This is a genomic window from Cytobacillus sp. Hm23 (genome assembly GCF_051842895.1).
Lineage (GTDB): Bacteria > Bacillota > Bacilli > Bacillales > SM2101 > Nanhaiella.
Genome location: NZ_JBPXRQ010000046.1, coordinates 1 through 18,573, shown reverse-complemented (window position 1 = coordinate 18,573; position 18,573 = coordinate 1). Strand labels below are relative to the sequence as shown.

At 33.2% G+C, this 18,573-nt stretch carries 24 protein-coding genes; 20 read left to right on the top strand and 4 right to left on the bottom strand.

Going from position 1 to position 18,573, the window contains the following annotated elements:
- Window positions 1–66: 66 nt before the first annotated feature.
- The 12 genes from ACSVDA_RS20890 to ACSVDA_RS20835 all read left to right on the top strand — a co-directional run bounded on the left by ACSVDA_RS20890 (window position 67) and on the right by ACSVDA_RS20835 (window position 7,986).
- Window positions 67–195, top strand: coding sequence for a hypothetical protein (locus tag ACSVDA_RS20890; RefSeq protein WP_485885806.1), 129 nt, complete (start codon window positions 67–69; stop codon window positions 193–195).
- Between the two features lie 229 nt (window positions 196–424).
- On the top strand, window positions 425–625 hold the full coding sequence (locus ACSVDA_RS20885; RefSeq protein WP_485885805.1) for a hypothetical protein: 201 nt from the start codon (window positions 425–427) through the stop codon (window positions 623–625).
- Window positions 626–1,879: 1,254 nt separating this feature from the next.
- Window positions 1,880–2,755 carry a phosphotransferase family protein gene (locus ACSVDA_RS20880; RefSeq protein WP_485885828.1) on the top strand — a complete coding sequence of 292 codons (876 nt, stop codon included), beginning with the start codon at window positions 1,880–1,882 and terminating at the stop codon, window positions 2,753–2,755.
- A gap of 300 nt (window positions 2,756–3,055) precedes the next feature.
- Window positions 3,056–3,802: a class I SAM-dependent methyltransferase gene (locus ACSVDA_RS20875; protein WP_485885804.1), complete on the top strand. Its 747-nt coding sequence runs from the start codon at window positions 3,056–3,058 to the stop codon at window positions 3,800–3,802.
- Window positions 3,803–3,917: 115 nt separating this feature from the next.
- Entirely contained in the window at window positions 3,918–4,391 is a 474-nt protein-coding gene (locus ACSVDA_RS20870; protein WP_485885803.1) for an HIT family protein, read from the top strand.
- A gap of 235 nt (window positions 4,392–4,626) precedes the next feature.
- Window positions 4,627–4,770: an NUDIX hydrolase gene (locus tag ACSVDA_RS20865; protein ID WP_485885801.1), complete on the top strand. Its 144-nt coding sequence runs from the start codon at window positions 4,627–4,629 to the stop codon at window positions 4,768–4,770.
- Window positions 4,739–5,035, top strand: coding sequence for an NUDIX hydrolase (locus ACSVDA_RS20860; RefSeq protein ID WP_485885799.1), 297 nt, complete (start codon window positions 4,739–4,741; stop codon window positions 5,033–5,035). The genes ACSVDA_RS20865 and ACSVDA_RS20860 overlap by 32 nt, the downstream gene beginning before the upstream one ends.
- A 259-nt stretch (window positions 5,036–5,294) precedes the next feature.
- Complete coding sequence (locus ACSVDA_RS20855; RefSeq protein WP_485885797.1) at window positions 5,295–5,621, top strand: phosphotransferase; 327 nt, start codon at window positions 5,295–5,297, stop codon at window positions 5,619–5,621.
- Window positions 5,622–5,879: 258 nt separating this feature from the next.
- Window positions 5,880–6,485 carry a DUF2441 domain-containing protein gene (locus ACSVDA_RS20850; RefSeq protein ID WP_485885795.1) on the top strand — a complete coding sequence of 202 codons (606 nt, stop codon included), beginning with the start codon at window positions 5,880–5,882 and terminating at the stop codon, window positions 6,483–6,485.
- A 274-nt stretch (window positions 6,486–6,759) separates the two neighbouring features.
- Window positions 6,760–7,041, top strand: coding sequence for a hypothetical protein (locus ACSVDA_RS20845; RefSeq protein ID WP_485885794.1), 282 nt, complete (start codon window positions 6,760–6,762; stop codon window positions 7,039–7,041).
- Between the two features lies 1 nt (window position 7,042).
- Entirely contained in the window at window positions 7,043–7,291 is a 249-nt protein-coding gene (locus tag ACSVDA_RS20840; RefSeq protein WP_485885792.1) for a hypothetical protein, read from the top strand.
- Window positions 7,292–7,296: 5 nt separating this feature from the next.
- Window positions 7,297–7,986 carry a peptidoglycan recognition protein family protein gene (locus ACSVDA_RS20835; RefSeq protein ID WP_485885790.1) on the top strand — a complete coding sequence of 230 codons (690 nt, stop codon included), beginning with the start codon at window positions 7,297–7,299 and terminating at the stop codon, window positions 7,984–7,986.
- A 489-nt stretch (window positions 7,987–8,475) separates the two neighbouring features.
- Here the strand turns inward: ACSVDA_RS20835 and ACSVDA_RS20830 are convergent, their stop codons facing one another.
- Window positions 8,476–9,474 carry a YVTN family beta-propeller repeat protein gene (locus ACSVDA_RS20830; RefSeq protein WP_485885788.1) on the bottom strand — a complete coding sequence of 333 codons (999 nt, stop codon included), beginning with the start codon at window positions 9,472–9,474 and terminating at the stop codon, window positions 8,476–8,478.
- A gap of 401 nt (window positions 9,475–9,875) precedes the next feature.
- Here ACSVDA_RS20830 and ACSVDA_RS20825 point away from each other — a divergent pair, with 401 nt between their 5' ends.
- Complete coding sequence (locus ACSVDA_RS20825) at window positions 9,876–10,238, top strand: hypothetical protein (RefSeq protein ID WP_485881522.1); 363 nt, start codon at window positions 9,876–9,878, stop codon at window positions 10,236–10,238.
- A gap of 372 nt (window positions 10,239–10,610) precedes the next feature.
- Here the strand turns inward: ACSVDA_RS20825 and ACSVDA_RS20820 are convergent, their stop codons facing one another.
- Window positions 10,611–10,829: a hypothetical protein gene (locus tag ACSVDA_RS20820; protein ID WP_485885786.1), complete on the bottom strand. Its 219-nt coding sequence runs from the start codon at window positions 10,827–10,829 to the stop codon at window positions 10,611–10,613.
- Between the two features lie 301 nt (window positions 10,830–11,130).
- On the opposite strand from ACSVDA_RS20820, the gene ACSVDA_RS20815 reads away from it, so the two are divergent.
- The 3 genes from ACSVDA_RS20815 to ACSVDA_RS20805 all read left to right on the top strand — a co-directional run bounded on the left by ACSVDA_RS20815 (window position 11,131) and on the right by ACSVDA_RS20805 (window position 13,084).
- Window positions 11,131–11,697: a complement C1q domain-containing protein gene (locus ACSVDA_RS20815; RefSeq protein ID WP_485885784.1), complete on the top strand. Its 567-nt coding sequence runs from the start codon at window positions 11,131–11,133 to the stop codon at window positions 11,695–11,697.
- 266 nt (window positions 11,698–11,963) lie between these two features.
- Entirely contained in the window at window positions 11,964–12,365 is a 402-nt protein-coding gene (locus tag ACSVDA_RS20810; RefSeq protein ID WP_485885782.1) for a hypothetical protein, read from the top strand.
- Window positions 12,366–12,607: 242 nt separating this feature from the next.
- Window positions 12,608–13,084, top strand: a complete 477-nt coding sequence (locus ACSVDA_RS20805; RefSeq protein ID WP_485885780.1) for a hypothetical protein — start codon at window positions 12,608–12,610, stop codon at window positions 13,082–13,084.
- A gap of 178 nt (window positions 13,085–13,262) precedes the next feature.
- Here the strand turns inward: ACSVDA_RS20805 and ACSVDA_RS20800 are convergent, their stop codons facing one another.
- Window positions 13,263–13,871: a nitroreductase family protein gene (locus ACSVDA_RS20800; protein ID WP_485885778.1), complete on the bottom strand. Its 609-nt coding sequence runs from the start codon at window positions 13,869–13,871 to the stop codon at window positions 13,263–13,265.
- Window positions 13,872–14,430: 559 nt separating this feature from the next.
- Here ACSVDA_RS20800 and ACSVDA_RS20795 point away from each other — a divergent pair.
- The 4 genes from ACSVDA_RS20795 (at window position 14,431) to ACSVDA_RS20780 (ending at window position 18,094) form a co-directional block, all read left to right on the top strand.
- Window positions 14,431–15,591: an iron-containing alcohol dehydrogenase gene (locus ACSVDA_RS20795; RefSeq protein ID WP_485885776.1), complete on the top strand. Its 1,161-nt coding sequence runs from the start codon at window positions 14,431–14,433 to the stop codon at window positions 15,589–15,591.
- A gap of 444 nt (window positions 15,592–16,035) precedes the next feature.
- Complete coding sequence (locus tag ACSVDA_RS20790) at window positions 16,036–16,257, top strand: DUF3951 domain-containing protein (RefSeq protein WP_485885774.1); 222 nt, start codon at window positions 16,036–16,038, stop codon at window positions 16,255–16,257.
- A gap of 543 nt (window positions 16,258–16,800) precedes the next feature.
- The gene (locus ACSVDA_RS20785; protein ID WP_485885772.1) at window positions 16,801–17,727 is read left to right on the top strand and encodes a carbohydrate kinase family protein; all 927 of its coding nucleotides are present in this window, start codon (window positions 16,801–16,803) and stop codon (window positions 17,725–17,727) included.
- 196 nt (window positions 17,728–17,923) lie between these two features.
- Window positions 17,924–18,094: a hypothetical protein gene (locus tag ACSVDA_RS20780; RefSeq protein WP_485885770.1), complete on the top strand. Its 171-nt coding sequence runs from the start codon at window positions 17,924–17,926 to the stop codon at window positions 18,092–18,094.
- Between the two features lie 396 nt (window positions 18,095–18,490).
- On the opposite strand, the gene ACSVDA_RS20775 is transcribed toward ACSVDA_RS20780, so the two are convergent.
- Window positions 18,491–18,573: IS3 family transposase (locus ACSVDA_RS20775; RefSeq protein WP_485884303.1), on the bottom strand; the 83-nt coding region annotated here is incomplete at its 5' end.

Sequence of the window (18,573 nt, the reverse complement as noted above, 5' to 3'; positions counted from 1 at the left end):
AAATGAAATTAACGCTTCCTATAGACACAACTTTCAAATTAACAACATTAAGGAGAAAATAAAAGTTTGCGTTATGATCTTGTCGATAATATGACCACTACTCCAGTTGATCAGTCTCCTGGAAAGTATGAATTACCATTACTAGATGGGGAGAAAATATACACTTATCTTTATTACGGGAAAAGGTTGGGTTAACCCGACCTTTTTTGTATTTCCTGACAAAAAAATGATAAATATTACCTTGATATCGCCTTCTCCCAATGAATTATGCTTACTATTAAGGGGGGAATGAATGTTGAGGAATATAAGAACTCATGTGTCTAATCCGAAATCTGATCTAAAGAATATTTTTTTACTTTCGTTTGGAAGCATTGTGTAATTATTTGGATCATTTGTTTATTCATTTGGTATCAGTTTGTATGTTTTGACAGTGACCGGTTCGGGGCTTTCGTTTGCAACAAACTTAATATTATCTATCATACCGACCATTATTTTAGGACCAGTAGCTGAAGTTATCACAGACCGTCTGAACCGTAAAATCAAACTAGTCTTTAGTAATGTACTAAGTGGAGCAGTGCTTCTTGTTATATATGTAATTAGTCTCCATGAATTCCATTTATATTAGGTTTATGCAATTATATTTATCTTAAATGTTTTCAGTACCTTTGCTAGTGTGAGCATAGAATCATCTAAATCAAATATAGTTCATGAAAAAAACTTAATGAAGATCCACGCGATCACAAGAATGATTTCTTCAATTTCTTTTACTTTAGGTCCAATTATAGGAGGAATGGTATTTGCATTTGTTAATATAAAAACCTTTATATTAACAAATGCTATCTGCTTTATCATTTCAAGTATAAGTGAATGCTTTATTAATTTCCGAATCAACGAAAAAGACGTGTTAACTTGTTTATAACTTTATCATCAACGGTTCCAGTATATTTTATATTACAAATGTTTTAAAGTTTCATCCAACAGCTTTCGGAATTATTGAAGCAGCATTTCCAATTGGTATGCTCATTGGATCTATTTTCATTGGGAAATTTATCTCAAAGTTAAATTATCATAGATTATTAATACTTATGACTATGATCATTTCCAGTTTAACAATAGTCATTAGTGGACCATTACTCTTTAACCAAACTTATTACCCTATTTTATAAACGATATTTTATTGTCTATTAAATATAGACTTTGGTATTTCTTCTTTATTTGTTGATATCCCTAACATGACGTTTATTCAACAAATAGTTCCTGATCAGCTAAGAGGGAGAGTTATAAGTAATGCCTTAACTATAGTTAAGTCCCTTGTACCTATCGCTATGGTACTATCAGGATCACTACGAAACATAATCTCATCTTATTGGCTATCCATTAGTCGGAGGGTCAACACTGTTAAGCATTGTTTATATATGTATTTCACGAAAGAAATCTGATCAATACCGCTAAAAAATACAACTCAAAAAGCTGAAATCATAATTCTCATGCTAGATATATAAGTTTAGATTTTTAAATTTTAGTGATTAAGTAGGCTGAATAAAATTATAAGGAGAAACTATATTATGCATAATACAGACATACTAAATAGCATGCTTCATTGGTTTTTTTATGAATATATGAGAGGTCGGAGAAAAAAGGTTAATAGAGAAGAGACAAAACGTTAGAAACAGAAAATGGAATACTGAAATTTTCTTTGCTATATTTCTTAGGAACATTTAACGGAATTGAGGGAGTAGCTTTTTGGTAATAAAAGAAGTGTCTTTATTTATGGGATGGGAGATTTAAAGGAATAGTGCTTCCGAAAATAATGGATGCTTGTGATATTATTGTTTGGATTTTAAAAGATAAACGGTACAGAAATGGAGAGGAATTAAGAATGGATAAACTACTAGAAGCAATAGATAAATTTAAATTGAATGTGTTAGCAGTCGAGAATGTTCCTCAGTCTTTTAGTTCGACTGTTTATAAAATCAAACTTTTGGATCACCGAACAGTATTTATTAAAATTCCTTATTCCAAACTAAAACTTGAACGTGAGTATAGTGTACTTAAGCGAATAGAAAATGATTTACCTGTTCCACAAGTGTTAGATTATTGGGAAGGTAATGAGGATATCACTGGTGCATTATTGTTGTCAGCAATTAACGGTGTGCCAATTACAGAGAAGGTTGATTCAGTATTAGCGTTTGATATTGGAGTGCATCATGCTAAGCTGCATGCAATTGCTCCTAATGAGCATGATTTCAATAGTTCTGTTTCAAATGAGTATGATCATTGGCCTGAGTTTATTAAGCAACAATTTAATTCCTTTGCAATAGATGTTAAGGAAGTAGTTGATCCGAGTTTATACGAACTGTCTTTGCAATATTTTGATAAGCAAATTAAATTACTCCCACCTTCTGACGGACCTTGTTTTATACATTTGGATTTTAGACCAGGTAATATTTTAGTTCGGGGAAATAAAGTGGTCGGCATTATTGATTTTGAAAGTGTTCGAATCGGATCAACTGATATGGATTTCACAAAAATTAACAGGGATATTTTTCTCAAATATCCTGGGACATTGCAAGCGTATCAGCAAGGCTATGAATCTATTCGAGCACTTGTTGATTTTCAAGAAGTGTTCCCTTTTTATCACTTTACCGACGCTTTTATTTCAATTGGTTGGTGTAAAAGAAGAGGTATCGAAAAACATCAAGCTTTTCTTCAGGAGAATTTAGCATATTTAAAAGGTATTTTATATGTCAAATAACAAGAGGGTACAATAATTTTGTTCACTTATTTAACAATATGGCGCAAGAATGTAGCTAAGGATGTCCAGACTACCTTAAGAATAATATCAATTAAAAATGGATCAACTAGGTAACTGGTTGAAGTCTCATAATACGATATGGCGCTAATCTGTAATAATGGTTAGCGTCTTTATCATTTTAGGGCCATTTAATTGTATAAGACATTAATAAAAAACTGTATATTTATAGGTAGCTTTTGCAGGAAAATGACGACTTATTAAGAATATATGTTCCTATGATTATTAAGGAGGTTTAAGGAAATGGATGTCGAGTCTCTTACTATAAATAAGCAAAGTTGGGATGAAGTAGCACATCGTTTTTTTGGTCGAAATCCCCTTCCCGAATATGGGCCACTGGCACCTAATGAGGAAGAATTAAATTTATTTGGAGATGTTACAAATTTAAAGGTATTAGAAATTGGTTGTGGTAGTGGGCATTCTTTACAATATATGGACCAAAAGAATGCTGGTGAATTATGGGGATTGGATCTGTCAAATAAACAGGTTGATGCAGCAAAAATATTATTAAGAAATTGCAATTCACCAGTAAAGTTATTTGAATCTCCTATGGAGGATAATCCTGGTATACCGACTAATTATTTTGACGTTGTTTTTTCTATATACGCACTAGGATGGACCACTAATCTAGATAAAACATTAGCAAATGTTAATAAATATCTAAAGCAAGGTGGGATATTTATCTTTAGTTGGGAACATCCAATTTATAACCGTGTTAATAATATAAACGGTACCCTAACTTTTAATAAATCCTATCATGAGGAAGGTTCTTATTATCATGAAGCCTGGGCTCATCCTGCAATCATGCAACAATATAGAATGAGTACATATATCAATACATTAATCAACAATGAATTTAAAATTGAAAGAGTGGTTGAGGATGTTTGTTTGTCCGATGAAGATATCCAAAGGCACTCAAATAGATGGTATTCTTATGAAAAAGCTAAAGCCCTTCCTACAGCTGTTATTATCAAAAGTACAAAGTTGTAGTTTGAGATATTAACTTCCGATTTTTAACTAAAAAGGTACGTTAATTCATTAAGAATTAACGCTTATTTTGTTTATGTTGGTTAATTGGGAATAAACTAAGGGAGTGATTAGAGTGATGGATTTATATTCACATAAACCTGAATCATACGAATGCCCATTTTGTCGAGTTGTATCAAGTAATGAAAAACCAAATAAGGGAACAAAACAAAGAGACATTATTTATCAGAATAAACACGTTACGGCGTTTATCGCGAGCAAATGGTGGCCTAATAACAAAGGACACATTCTCGTTGTTCCTAATGATCACTTCGAGAACATATATGAGCTTCCAGCAGAAATGGCTGCTGAAATTCATCGTGCTGCTCAATTGACAGCGTTGGCTATGAAAAGTACATATGGATGTGATGGAGTTTCTACTCGGCAACATAATGAGCCTGCAGGAAATCAAGATGTATGGCATTATCATCTTCATGTTTATCCGAGGTATGAAAATGATAACCTCTACCTAACAAAAGGTTATTACACTGAACCAGATGAACGTCCTTTCTATGCAGAAAAGTTACGATTGTGGATTCAGGAAAACGTTTAATGTCGTTATTAAATAAAACAGTTTTCTCTAATACTATCTTAAGCAAAAGGATGCTTTTTTTGAAGACTGTTATTATTCTCTTTTAAGATTATTATTTTAGAGTCTTCAGCTATATGACGCTTTTCTGTCAAACGAAAAGCGTTTTCTTTATGGAAAAGGATTGTGAGAATATTAAATTTTTGAAATAATATAAAGAAATACATATAAATATTGTAACTTTTTTGGAGGATACCAAATGAAAGAATGGTGCGGTTCGGCTGCGATATGTGTAAATACCAATTCGGAAATACTAATGGTAAAAAGTAAAGACTCTGATGCATGGGCAATCCCTTCAGGAGGAGTAGAAGATGGAGAATCCTCAAAGGATTGCTGTATTTAGGGAAGTAAAAGAGGAAACAGGATATGATGTGAATATTTTGGATTTTATCCTAACAAAAAAAACCGTTATTAATGGTATAGATGTCACAACTGATTATTATGAAGTAAACGTAATTGGTGGAAAAATGACAGTCAATGATCCAGACCAAACAATTATAGAAGTTGGATGGAAGTCATTTGAAGAATTACAGACACTCCAACATATGTACCCTGAAGATATAGAGTATATTAAAAATATCTTAGAAAAAGATAAAGTGACTACCTAAACGTATAAGCTTAATGTATGTAGAATTTACACCCATTCGACGAAATTACTGTACAAACTGAAGTAGCTTTCCATAAAGAACAAGAAATTCTAGTTGAAGGTCTTGGTACAGGAAGGAATTAGATCCTCATTAAGTAATGACACACATATATTATTCTTCCACAATATGGAGGTTTTCAGAAATGATACCAAAAACGTCTTCAATCAATCCAGTTTTGTATTATGAACATTAAAAGCACAGAACTAAGGAGAATGTAATAATGCTAAAATGTGAGGTAAAGCACTCTTTACTTACCAATAATTCTATTCAATTTCTATTAAATTCTTATGATATTGATACTATTTACAGATGTGATTTCTTAACAAAGGGGTTAAATGATACATACCTGGTAAATACAGATCGTAAAAAGTATATATTTCGTGTATATCGCAAAGGATGGAGAGATAAATCTGATATATTATATGAGCTGGATGCGATCAACCATTTATCACAATCGGGATTTCAAGTATCAACCCCTATTAAAAGAAAGGATGATCAGTGGTTAACTGAGATTCATGCTCCGTTAAAGCTATCTGGACTACGTTAATGATAATTAAATATTAAGGAAACACAAGTGATATTGTCGTTACTAAGAGCTGAATATGGTCCTTTTTGATTTCAAATGATAATTGTGAGAAAGTGATAGCTAGACCTTAAGCATTAACGAATCGACAGAAATAAAATGACTTACAATAAAAGATTGATTTAAACGCAACGCTGTTTTCACAAAGGATTGTTGTTTTTAATGAAACTCTAATAGAATTGGTATAATTTAAATAGAGATAGAAGGATTGATGAACGGATTATGGATAAGAATGAATTTTTTGTTTATCACATTGTTACTAGAACCAAAATGAACCTTGGGCAGATAATTAATTTTGATAACAACCAAAATAATACATTATACCGTTTCTTTTTTGAGAGGGAACAATTAAATTCTAAAGGCGAAGACTTTATACAGATCGTGTATAGTAAGTATTCAAATGAAGGTTTGAACTTAGATAAAGAAAATGCAGATGTAGCTATTAGGTATATTGACCAAACAATCAGAGCTATTAGAGAAGTAATAGTTGAAATGGTCAGGCTGCAAGAGTATCCTCATTACCCTTCAAGATTGTCTTGCCTTTATGCTGCTAAAAGCTATGAAGACGTTCTGAAATGGAAAGAAATATTTGACTCATACAACAGAAAGGTTTTACAAATAGTTAAACTTCGAGTAATAGGGAATTCTTTTGAAGGTGACGCAAACCTTCTGCCAAAAGAAGATGGAGCTACGTTCTCTAAAAAAATTGAACAAGCCAGAGAATATTGGAATGGTAATGCTATTAATGAACTTCCAGAGGTTTTGATTAATGGTAAGATTGAAGTGGTAGAAATTATTGATGATGCTATTGACAATAGTCTGCATTAATAATGTCATTAGTAAACACAATGAATAATGAGTGTAGAAGTTTATTAGACTAATGGCTTTTCTGAATCTGTTATTCCACGATATGGCGCATATCTGAAATATAGATATGTGCCATTATTCATTTTAGGGCCATATTGTTGAATAAAATAACATGTATTTTTGATTTAGCTATTTTATCAATTCATAGCTGTAGACATTTTAGTAGACACAATACCCATTGAGTCGATTAAGCCCTATTAAGGGCTTTTTATATTGAAATTTGAGAGGTGAACTTATGACAGTTGAATTAGGATTTTTACTTACAGCTTTTGCAGCGGTTATTGGTTATTTAGGTTATTCATTAAATAAAAACAAAACAATTAAAAGTGATAGCCAAGAAAGTGCAAAAATTAAAGCAGAATTAGGCTATATTCGAAAAGGAGTTGATGATATACGTATTGACTTTAAAGCGAATGAAAAGCAAATGGCTGTTTATGGTGAACGTATTACTAGGGTTGAAGAATCGAGTAAACAAGCGCACAAACGATTAGATAATATTGAAAAGGGAGAGATGTAAAATGGAATCATTATTAACAATTGAATTTACGGCATATGTAGCATTGGCGGTTATTCTTTATGCAATTCGTGAGGCTACAGGATTATCCAACAAATTCATACCAGGAGTTGCAGTCATTTTAGGCGTTGCTTTCGCAGTTTTTGAAAGCGGCGTTTTTTCCTTCGATGTCCTTATCACAGGGCTACAATATGCATTATTTGGTGTTGGTTCGGTAGCAACAATTAAATACGCCCATAGAAAAAGGAACTGAAAAGAATGGCTAATTATGAGTTTCAAAAGCTCTCTAAGTTAGTGGATAAACGGTATAGGTTAAAAAAACACTCGTGGAAAGTGTATAAGGATTATGGCATAGCATCAAAACGATATATAGCAATGCATCATTCTCTAACAAAAGAGGGTAGTGCTGAAGCATTTGCAAACTATCATGTATCAACACATAACTGGCCAGGTATTGGTTATCATTTTGTCATACTGAAAGATGGAACTATCATTTGGTGTCACAATCCAGGAGCGATGTCTTACCACGTAGGAGATTCCAATAAACATGCAATTGGTATTTGTCTTGTAGGTGACTTCCGATATGAGAAACCCACTCAAGAACAGGAACAATCGTTACGGGAACTACATGCTGCATTAATTAAAGACATGTCAAATTATAAACAGACAAAAGGACACAATGAGTTTCCAGGTTACTCTTGGAAAGTGTGTCCTGTTTTTGATTATAAGAAGATACTTGAATACAAGGAGGGAAATCGAATGCTGAAACTTCAAGATTGGCAGTTTAAAGATTTAGCAAAAACTTATGAAAATGCTTATAATAACGGAATTCTTACTAGCCAAAAATGGATAGATAAAGCGGAGAGAAAAGAACTAACAGTCGATGAAGCTGTCTTTTTAAATGCTGTTTTTGTTGGCCGTCCTTTGAAAAATGCATACAAAAAATAACAATTGCATAATATAAAATACACCACGAATGACTTCCACGAAAAAACAGCCCTACATCACATCCTGTGGGGCTGTTAGCATATTTATACATTCATAAAGTCTTCAATTTTAATTCTATGTATTTCCTCAAACTTATCAATTAACAAATTTTCCTCTGTCCACACAATTGGTGGTAAAAAATCATAATTTATAATCGGATGGGAATTTCCAACTTCATTGCCTCTATTCTTATGAGTAGGGGATTTTTTATTTTGCGTTTATCATTTAAAGTACATTAATGAAAAGATAATTTCGTCTGAGGGCGTTATAGCAACACTAAGAGTATGTAAACCCTCCCCGATTGTTCATGAAAGGAGGAGACATCGGAGAGGGGCGAGTGAAAGTGATGGTGTACTTTATTTTATGCAAGTATTTTAGTTAAGCTTGTATTAATCGATAGGTCAAATAAATCATTTTTATGCAACTCATTGGACATTGTGTCCACTATGTTTAAAATACATAAGCGATTTTTCCGTTAGGAGTGAAGGCCACAACCTCAGGACTGCCTCCAACAGCTATTGAGGCTATCACGCTATGTGTTTTCACATCAATGACAGAAACCGTTCCACTACCACTATTTGGGACATAAGCAAGTTTACCATCAGGTGTGAATATGACAGTTTCTGGATCGATTCCAGCTGTTATCGTAGCAATCACACTATGTGTTTTCACATCAATGACTGAAACCGTTGTTATATTATTATTCGTCACATAAGCAAGTTTACCATCAGGTGTGAATGTTACAATTTTTGGATCGATTCCAACTGTTATCGTGGTAATCACACTATGTGTTTTTACATCAATGACAGAAACAGTGTTATCTACACCACTATTCGTCACATAAGCAAGTTTACCGTCAGGTGCGAAGGCGACAAATACTGGATCGATTTCAACTGTTATCGTGGTAATCACACTATGTGTTTTCACATCAATGACAGAGACATTTTCATTGTTTAAATTCGTCACATAAGCGAGTTTACCGTCAGGTGTAATAGTGACATTGCTTGAACGGAACCCAACTACTACCGTGTCAATAACACTATGTGTTTTCACATCAATCACACTTAATTCATCATCATTAAAGTTGGTGACATAAGCGATTTTTCCGTTAGGAGTGAAGGCCACAACCTCAGGACCGCCTCCAACAGCTATTGAGGCTATCACGCTATGTGTTTTCACATCAATGACAGAAACCGTAACACTATTACTATTCGTCACATAAGCGAATTTACCGTCAGGGGTAAATCTTACAGTTTCTGGATCGGATCCAACTGTTATCGTGGTAATCAAACTATGTGTTTTCACATCAATAACAGAAATGTTTTCTAAAGGGCCGGTATTCGTGATATATGCTAGTTTGCCATCAGGTGTAAAGACGTCAGTCTGGCTTAAATCAACGTCTCCTACAGGAATACTCGCAATCACACTATGAGTCTTCACATCAATCACTGTCGTTGTAAAAGTAAACACCTCTTTTCAATACTTGTTATAGTAAAGATATAGAAAAATGAATTGTTTATTCGCAAATTACGAAACTCAATGAATATTATGTAACCTCCCGAAATTTTCGAGAGGTGATAAATGACCTTATACAAGGATTCTACTGGTTAGATTATATTGTATGCATTATAACTTTATTTATTTTGAGCCTTTGTCCAGAAAAAGACAAAATGTATATTTAACTACCGTAACTACTAACCACACTAGGAAATGTGTCTTTAAATTTTCATATATGTAAAAAAACTATGCTTCTATATAAAAGCATAGTTTTTTAAAATCACATATACATATCCAAGCTATTCTCTAATTAATGAATATAATGAACTATAAAGGTTAAAGGAGGTGTATTTATGGCCAAAGGAAAAATACGAACTACTGGTGTTTTGTACCGAGAAGTAGGTACCGTTGAAGGACACACAGAAATCCTAAATCGTGGCGAAGAGGAATGTACAATAAAAGCTACAGCATTTGATTGGGATGATGAAAATGATCCAATGTTGATTAAAGAAGACATAATAGTTATTCCTCCAGGAACTCGTAGAACATTTGATTTTGATATGACTCGACACGCTGAGCTTTTGATTGAAACCGAGAATAAATGTAAATGTATGGGTCTTATTGCAAATCTGTATTTTCGTGACAGGGATAATTGTACGGTAGGAACTCCTGTGTATAACAATGATTTTATCGAAGTACTATGTGATTGTTACTAATTAGAAGATATTATTTGTAGTAGTATTTAATATCTGTAAACTCTCCCTGTTTCTTTTTTTATGAAAGGAGGAGACAAGGAGAGTGAGTGATAATAAAGAAGGGTGTACTTAATTTTATTCATGTATTTTAGTAAAGCATGTATGAAAGGGTAGGTCAAATAAATCATTTTTAAATGTTTATTTGCTTTTTTAACGAGTATTGTTAGTTTCATGTTTTCAGAGATGAGATGGTTTCTTTTATTAATTTACATAATAGTATCTAATATTAGTATATCGTAGCTTAGCTTCAATTGTGCTTTTGGTATGTGAAAAGGTATTAACAATTACAATTACAGCCTCACATTTAAAATGTAACCAATATAAATTTAGGGCTCAGTTAGGTGTGATGGAAATTACATTTGGATCTATTCCAACAGGAACCATAGCAATCACGCTATGAGTTTTCACATCTATGACCGATACTAAGTTTTCATTTCTATTTGCGACATAAGCAAGCTTTCCGTCTGGTGTGAAGATAGACTGAAAAAAACTAGTTTCTCCAACTGGCAACGTGGCAATCACATGGTGTGTTTTCACATCAATTACGGTCATTGTCAAAAAACCACCTCTTTTTCATCAAATTTACCTTATATCAGAATATGGGAAGATTCGCTTGGAGGATACTTTTTAGGAAACAAAAGTGATAAGGAGTCGATTAGTTCCAGTTCTTCAATAATGAAAAATTGGAACATATTAAAACATCTACTTTGCGGTATATCGTAGCTTAGCTCCCTTTGCCCCTTATTAACATAGACCTCAGAACATTTTGTCAAGTTATTTATGAAAATCCAACCTTCTATAGAAAATATCTCATATATATAAAGTAAAACAATTATAGAAGGTGAAAATAATAATGAAAGAAAAAGATTGTAAATGTAGAGTTGTTCCACCACCACCTCAAGGGCCACAGGGGCCACGAGGGAAACCTGGACCACAAGGTCCACCAGGGCCAATAGGACCACCTGGGACCCCTAAGATTGTTAGTTTTCGAGCTGAAAAAAACTCTCAGCAGGAAATTGATGGTGGTCCATTTGTAATAATTTTTCAAAATGTAATTTATGATTGTGTACCACCACCTGGTAATTATATCCCAGATTCATCAACATTTATTGCACCATGTGATGGTATTTATCATTTCACTAGTAGTGCTGTTGTGCAAGGGGATCAAGGAACGAATATTCGGATTAGCATAACACTGGGGGGAGATTTAATAAGGATTGCATGCGACTCACTTACATTTTTCACAGATGAGGAAGTGGGTTGTGTAAACGTAGGTACTTCAATAGACTTACTTACAGGTGATCGAGTAATGGTTGTAATTGAAACAACGGGAAATGTTGTAATTATACAGAATGATGCATCTACTGGTAATAGACAAACTTGCTTCACTGGAGAGATTGTCAATGATATGTGCCCATAATTGATATACAAAGAAGCTGACGTTTCATGCCAGCATTTTTGTATATCAATGTAAACTCTCCCTGTCTGTTCTTGGAAACTAGGAGAGAGAATGATAATTATGCTTTACTAATCTCCTAAGTCAGATTTATTATTTTATTACACTTAATAGAAATTGAGGTTACTAAAGCTAAAACATCATGTATGTAATGACCTATTTTACGTCCAATCACAGAGAAGAAACAAGAATATGATATTGTATTAAACTGTGATCGCGGAGGTAATAAGATGAGTCAATATAAGAAGGTAAGTACGTGTTGTAAAACATCAATATCAAAGGAAAATAGATGTGATTGCCCTTGTCAATTAATTGTAGATAATATAAGTATGCCTTATGGCCCATTGCCTACAGGAACAACAGCAGAAATATACAACGGCAGGCCACTGGGGCTACACGGTGATGTCAATTTATCTGATCCAACTAATGGTGTTAACGATAGAGTAGTTGTAAATTTTACTACCAATGGCATTGTTAAGCCTATAAATCTAGATGCTACTAATTATAACAAACTATTTTCATTTGAAAACGTCACAAAAATTGAAGTAACCTGCATAGAACAAACTGAGGCCGACACGTGTAGAGGGGTAGTTGAAGTTGATGGAATGACGGTACCATGTAAACTTCATTAAATAATAAACATAATGATTAGTGAGTCGATTAGTTCCAGTTGTTCAGCATTGAAAAACTGGAACTATTTTTATTGCTGGACAACTGTAATCTACTAGTCATCTTTCTTCCTTATAACAACTCTAATTATGTCAAAAAGGCTTGCTGCCCCTATAACAAGAGATGCTAAACAGGTTAGTAAGTAGGGGAATACTGAAACTTTTACTGGTATTTATTCGTTAATTATTATAAGGGAGGAACAATGATGAGAATAAATACATTGTTATTTGTAATTATAATATTTTCTTCGTTTTGGATAATTGGTTCTTCAAACGAAATGTTTAAAGAAACGGAAAGAAAGGGCGAGGAATTCCCCCCATCTATGTCAGGGATGTTTTATATAAATGAAATGGAATATGAAATGTTAGTAGGAAATTATAAATGGGAAAGAAAGCAAGGTTTAAATTCTCAGGTTGTACAAACTGATGCTATTTCTCCGTACCAAATTGCTGATAATATTGAAGCTGTTAGAGTCGAACCGAACGATAACATTAATATTCAGATTGAAGGCAATCCCAAAATAACTGTTTACTTATGGAATGAAAATGGAAGAGAAAAGGAAGTTATGCTAAATGATAAGCAGGTATTGATACCAAATAGTAAGGGTCATAATATATATGAAGTATTAGCTAAATGGCCTGATGGTGAATTATCATACACATTTGTAATAGAAGTTAGTTGAACTACCCACACTTATCAGACCTTACGGTCATGATTGAAAGAGGCTGGGACAAAACCCAATTAAAATGAAGAAACCGCACGAAATCAAATTTATAAACCTTGATTTCATGCGGTAATATTTTTGAGTATTGTATAAAAATCAGTTAGATTTGAACTTATGTCCCAGCCTCTTGTTGTAATTAAATCAATTGTACTTTTTCTTCATATGAAGCTCTTATTCTTTCATAAGGTGCTTGACTTCTAAACCCTAATGGGACAAATAAAGCAACCTCATATTCTTCAGGTGAACGGTTAATAATTTTTAATACTTCATCATTTACAAACCCTTCCATTGGACATGAATCGATCTCAAGTGAAGCAGCAGCTAGCATAATAAAAGATGATGCAAGGTACCCTTGTGATTTTGACCATGTTGTAAACGCTTCTTTATTTGGGAAAGATCTTAAGAAATTTAATGCGATAGGTACCCCATTTTCAGGAATTCTTGATTTAATCAGATTCTGTACTTCTTCTGATTCTGGGTCCAATAATTTATGCTTTTTCGTAAGAATAATGACAACAGCACTTGCCTCTTCTACTTGAGCCTGATCAAAAGCTGCACCTCTTAGTTTTGTTTTTGTGGCTTGATCTTGAACGACGACATATTCAGAATGCTCCAGGTTTAGAGATGATGGAGCTTTAATTGCACTTTCCAGAATAAATTTTATATCCTTTTGATCAATTTCTTTTCCTTTTATAAAATGACGAGCTGCATGTCTAAAATTAACAGCCTCAGCAAAATTTAACACAATAATTTCCTCCTCTTTGTTTGTATAATGGATCATAAAAATGATTGTTTACAATTTAAATAGTATTACGCGGCAATTTATAAGTAAATAAGTCAAATTTTTTTGACCTTTAAGGTGGATTAGTGCTTACAATTCTAAGTCACAAAAATAGAGCTACTTTCAGACTTTAGACAAATATCACTTACCCTGCAGGAAATTTAGGTTTGTTGAAAGTTGCTATGTTTTTTCTCTTGTATATAAGCTTATTATGGGAAGTTTAGAAACTTTGTCACCTGGGGATTCAGTTACTATAACTACAATTTTTTAAATATCCTGGAGTGATAAACCCCATGTGCAGCAGGGATACTATCTCCGTATGCTGATGTTTAAAGCATAAGCTTTTCTTGTATCATTACTTACTAGATTTATTTCAAACTTATTTCATAGCAGCTATTTTGTATAAAATAGCGTATAGACAAATAAATGGTCATAAATAGATAGGAATGGTAAGATATGAGAAAATTCACTTCTATTCTTGATACTTAAGTTCAACTTAATTTAGAAATAAGGAGGTAGAAAAATGGATAATTTCACATTTTATAATCCAACGAAGCTAATATTTGGAGATAACCAATTAGAGCAATTAACAACAGAAATACCATACGGCCAAAAGGTTCTTCTTGTTTATGGTGGAGGGAGCATTATACGAAGTGGTCTTTATGACAAGGTCATTTCATATTTACATGAAATAGAAGCCACCATTTTTGAACTATCAGGGGTCGAGCCTAATCCTCGTTTATCGACGGTTCATAAAGGCGTAGAAATCTGTAAATCTGAGGGAATTGAGTTTTTGTTAGCTGTAGGTGGAGGAAGTGTTATTGACTGTACGAAAACGATCGCAGCTGGTGCAAAATATGATGGGGATGCTTGGGATCTTGTGACAAAAAAAGCGACCCCACAACATGCACTTCCATTAGGAACGGTCCTTACTCTTGCAGCAACAGGATCTGAAATGAACGCGGGTAGTGTAATCACGAACTGGGAAACAAAAGAAAAATATGGTTGGGGAAATCCACTGATGTTTCCAAAATTCTCTATTTTGGAGCCGGAAAATACAGTAACGGTTCCAAGAAATCATACCATTTACGGAATAGTAGATATGATGTCACATGTATTAGAGCAATATTTTCATAACAGCAAAAACACTCCTCTGCAAGATCGCCTATGTGAGTCCGTTTTAAAAACCGTTATAGAAGTAGGACCTTCTCTCATAGATAACCTAGAAAATGTAACATTTCGTGAAACGGTTTTATATTCGGGTACTATCGCTTTAAACGGCATGCTTCAAATGGGTTATCGTCCTGATGGGGCCACGCATAATATTGAGCACGCTGTATCCGCGGTGTACGACATTCCTCACGCAGGTGGACTAGCCATTCTTTATCCCAATTGGATGAAGCATAACATTAAAGTAAATCCAGCACGCTTTTCTCAGCTTGCGCAACGCGTGTTTTATGTGAATCCTGAGAAGAAAACCGATGAGGAAATTGGGCTAGAAGGAATAGAAGCGTTAAGTGAATTTTGGAAGTCTCTTGGAGCTCCGTCACGCCTTATTGAATATGACATCGACGATAAACAGCTAGACGTAATCGCAGATAAAGCAGTCATAAATGGGGACTTTGGAAACTTTAATCGTTTAAACAAAGAAGATGTTTTAGCCATATTACAGGCCTCTCTATAAGAAAGAGTAGAATTGCTTTTAAAAAAACACGTTGCCCTTTGGATATGCATTTTCAAAGGGTATTTTTTTGTTGAAAATAATATGATGTTATTTAACAATTGGACCAAATTGGGTAATAAGTACTTGCCTGAAATAATTGGTATAAAATTACATGGAAGTTAAACAGAATAAGAGGTTGTTATATTTAATCCAAAAAAGGACCTATACAACACCAACTAATAGACACTCAATTCTTCTTACACAATAAGGCGCGATGATCTAATATTGTGTTTTTAATATCTTTGAAAAGTTGTTGTAAGATTTAAGTAGTTTTGAAATAATTGGTGTTGAGTTAAAGGGCAGGATAGTTGAATAAGTAATGGAATTATAATGTGTTTAAGGGAAATTTATTTGAATCTAATATACATAGTTATAAGGCATGAATTAATAAAAAGGAGAGAATGTATGGAAGTTGTATTGATATTAGTATCATTATTTTCACTTACATTAGTTTTGTTAATATTGATGGTTTCATACAAAATAGTAAAAAATAAAACATTTCCAGATAACTTCTATACACCATTTGATTCTATAACAGCACAAGCGCCAAGTGAATTTCATGAAGAAAAAGAAGAGGAAAAAGAAGAAGAAGATGAACAACGGAACGACAAAGGGAAAAACAAATAATTAAACAGAAAGTAAAGGTTATTGCACTAAAGAGGGCTTTAATTAAAAATCATTTTACAAGTTATCTCGAATTCAAGTATTCAGTAATATGGCGCTTTTCAGAAATGATACTGAAAAGCGTCTTTCTCTATGTTTTGAGCAATATTCCATAAATCAGATACTGGTAACTCAATAGACATTGTGGTCACTAGAAAAAATCCAACTTCTTTTTGAAAACCAGATTTTATCAGGATATTAAAAGAAGTCGGAAAAGTACAAATGTAATAGTTTTCCTCCATTTAAAACTATATTGGAAGTTAATATAATGAGTTTAGATTTTTTAATTTTAGTGATTAAAATTATAAGGAGAAACTATCTCATGCAGAATACTGACATACTAAATAGTATGCTACATTGGTTTTTTTATGAATATATGAGAGGTCGAAGAAAAAAGCTTAAAAGAGAAGAGACATAACGTGAAAAATAGAAAATGACTGATAAATAGTAAATATAATTCTAGTAACAGAGATGATAGAAATTATTATGGAGAAGGAGATAGATAATATGACAAATGCGAATTCTGTAAATACATTTGATGTATACGCCTTTGGAATGATGGCTGCGAGTACATTAATAAAGTTAAAAGACGCTTTCCCTCAAGCAGACGCTTATGCAGAGTTAAATAATAGCTATGAAAATATGGGCGGAGAAGCAGCAAATTCTTCCATTGTATTATCAAAATTAGGTATTCGTGTAAAGATAAAAGGAAATAAATTAGGGTATGATCCTGAAGCCGAACAAATTATGAGGATATTACAACATCACAATATAGATATTTCTTCAATTGAGCGAGATGATAACAAACCAACGGTGCAAGAAATTGTAATTTCTGATGATACCACACGTACAATATTGGGAAGTTATGTTCAATTACAGGAAAGTAAAAATTGGTCTACCCCTAATATCAGCGATATATATCAATGTAAAATTGTCTGTTTGGATCCTTTTTTTGGAAAATCTTCATTATTGACAGCACAATATGCTAATGAAATGTACAAGCCAATTGTCAGTGTTGATACACCTTTTGATCAAGAGATTGCTAAAAGAAGTAATGTTCTTATCATTTCCGGCGAATTTCGGAATAGTCACTATCCAGGAGTAGATAAACAACAGCTTTTTCAATCTTACTTGGAACATACATCAGCAGAAATTATATTTACAAGTGGGAATGAAAGTATTAAATATGGACAAAAAGGAAATGAAACGAAAGAGATATTAGCTTACCAAGTAAACAGCACGGATACTGCAGGAGCTGGTGATTCATTCCGCGCAGGTATAATATATGGCCTTTTAAAAGGTTGGGATATGGAACAAACCATTCGATTTTCTTCAGCATTGGCTGCAATTGTGTGTACAAGATTTCCAGGAGTGATGTACAGTCCCACTTATAAAGAGATAGTGGAATTTATGCAACAAAATCAGGTGAAATAATGTCCATTTTACAATCACCTCATGTTTCGCTTGTTTTTACTTATTTGCTCCATGTAGCTTTAATTTTCTCTTCTTTTTATTGTCATATTTTTAAACCAGAATGAACTTTTATTAAAGATAAGCAGTATAGTTTATTTTTTTACCATTATATTATTCTCTTTTTGAATTGGAGTCTTCAACTTAGGAGGGGGGTAAGTTGAAATATTCTATAAAGATTAACATTCCAATATCTAGGGAAGAGGTGCCAGACTTAAGAGAGATTATAAGATGGGATAGGCGAGATAATGACTATCCAACATTATTTGAACGTTGTATTTTCTTGGCTTGTGTTCGTGATGAAAAAGATATGATCATTGCTTTTGGATAGGTTTCAGGTATGGGGTTATAACATGGGTATATGGAAGATATACTACTCGTACATCCCTCTTATCAAAGCCAAAGTATTGGTGTTGATCTAGTGAGAGAATCAGAACGGTTTGGATAAGACATTGTTACTTTAACTTACGACAAAAAGCATATAAACTTTTATCAGACATGCGGTTTTACCCAATGTTCAGGTGGAGTGTGGAAAAGAAAATAGATAATTATATATAAAATATCTTTAACAATATGGCGCAAGAATATAGTAAACGCTATCCCGACTATATTAAGAATAATAACTATAGAAAAAGATCAACCAGAAATGTACTGGTTAACCTCATAATACGATCTGGCGCTAATCTGAAATTGAAGTGACCCCAAAAAGTTAGACACGTTATTAAATTTATGCAACTTTGGCATGAGTTCGGTATTGTACTGGGCTCATGCCATTTAATTTACCTTTTATCCTTTTATGATTATAGTAAT

What these genes read in the sequence shown, in the direction of transcription:
- ACSVDA_RS20815 (WP_485885784.1), top strand. Translation starts at nt 11,131, where the DNA reads ATGAAAGAAAAAGATTGTAAATGTAGAGTTGTTCCACCACCACCTCAA.
- ACSVDA_RS20795 (WP_485885776.1), top strand. Translation starts at nt 14,431, where the DNA reads ATGGATAATTTCACATTTTATAATCCAACGAAGCTAATATTTGGAGAT.
- ACSVDA_RS20860 (WP_485885799.1), top strand. Translation starts at nt 4,739, where the DNA reads ATGGAGAATCCTCAAAGGATTGCTGTATTTAGGGAAGTAAAAGAGGAA.
- ACSVDA_RS20875 (WP_485885804.1), top strand. Translation starts at nt 3,056, where the DNA reads ATGGATGTCGAGTCTCTTACTATAAATAAGCAAAGTTGGGATGAAGTA.
- ACSVDA_RS20790 (WP_485885774.1), top strand. Translation starts at nt 16,036, where the DNA reads ATGGAAGTTGTATTGATATTAGTATCATTATTTTCACTTACATTAGTT.
- ACSVDA_RS20865 (WP_485885801.1), top strand. Translation starts at nt 4,627, where the DNA reads ATGAAAGAATGGTGCGGTTCGGCTGCGATATGTGTAAATACCAATTCG.
- ACSVDA_RS20855 (WP_485885797.1), top strand. Translation starts at nt 5,295, where the DNA reads ATGCTAAAATGTGAGGTAAAGCACTCTTTACTTACCAATAATTCTATT.
- ACSVDA_RS20810 (WP_485885782.1), top strand. Translation starts at nt 11,964, where the DNA reads ATGAGTCAATATAAGAAGGTAAGTACGTGTTGTAAAACATCAATATCA.
- ACSVDA_RS20850 (WP_485885795.1), top strand. Translation starts at nt 5,880, where the DNA reads ATGGATAAGAATGAATTTTTTGTTTATCACATTGTTACTAGAACCAAA.
- ACSVDA_RS20825 (WP_485881522.1), top strand. Translation starts at nt 9,876, where the DNA reads ATGGCCAAAGGAAAAATACGAACTACTGGTGTTTTGTACCGAGAAGTA.
- ACSVDA_RS20870 (WP_485885803.1), top strand. Translation starts at nt 3,918, where the DNA reads ATGGATTTATATTCACATAAACCTGAATCATACGAATGCCCATTTTGT.
- ACSVDA_RS20785 (WP_485885772.1), top strand. Translation starts at nt 16,801, where the DNA reads ATGACAAATGCGAATTCTGTAAATACATTTGATGTATACGCCTTTGGA.
- ACSVDA_RS20820 (WP_485885786.1), bottom strand. Translation starts at nt 10,829, where the DNA reads ATGACCGTAATTGATGTGAAAACACACCATGTGATTGCCACGTTGCCA.
- ACSVDA_RS20840 (WP_485885792.1), top strand. Translation starts at nt 7,043, where the DNA reads ATGGAATCATTATTAACAATTGAATTTACGGCATATGTAGCATTGGCG.
- ACSVDA_RS20880 (WP_485885828.1), top strand. Translation starts at nt 1,880, where the DNA reads ATGGATAAACTACTAGAAGCAATAGATAAATTTAAATTGAATGTGTTA.
- ACSVDA_RS20835 (WP_485885790.1), top strand. Translation starts at nt 7,297, where the DNA reads ATGGCTAATTATGAGTTTCAAAAGCTCTCTAAGTTAGTGGATAAACGG.
- ACSVDA_RS20805 (WP_485885780.1), top strand. Translation starts at nt 12,608, where the DNA reads ATGAGAATAAATACATTGTTATTTGTAATTATAATATTTTCTTCGTTT.
- ACSVDA_RS20845 (WP_485885794.1), top strand. Translation starts at nt 6,760, where the DNA reads ATGACAGTTGAATTAGGATTTTTACTTACAGCTTTTGCAGCGGTTATT.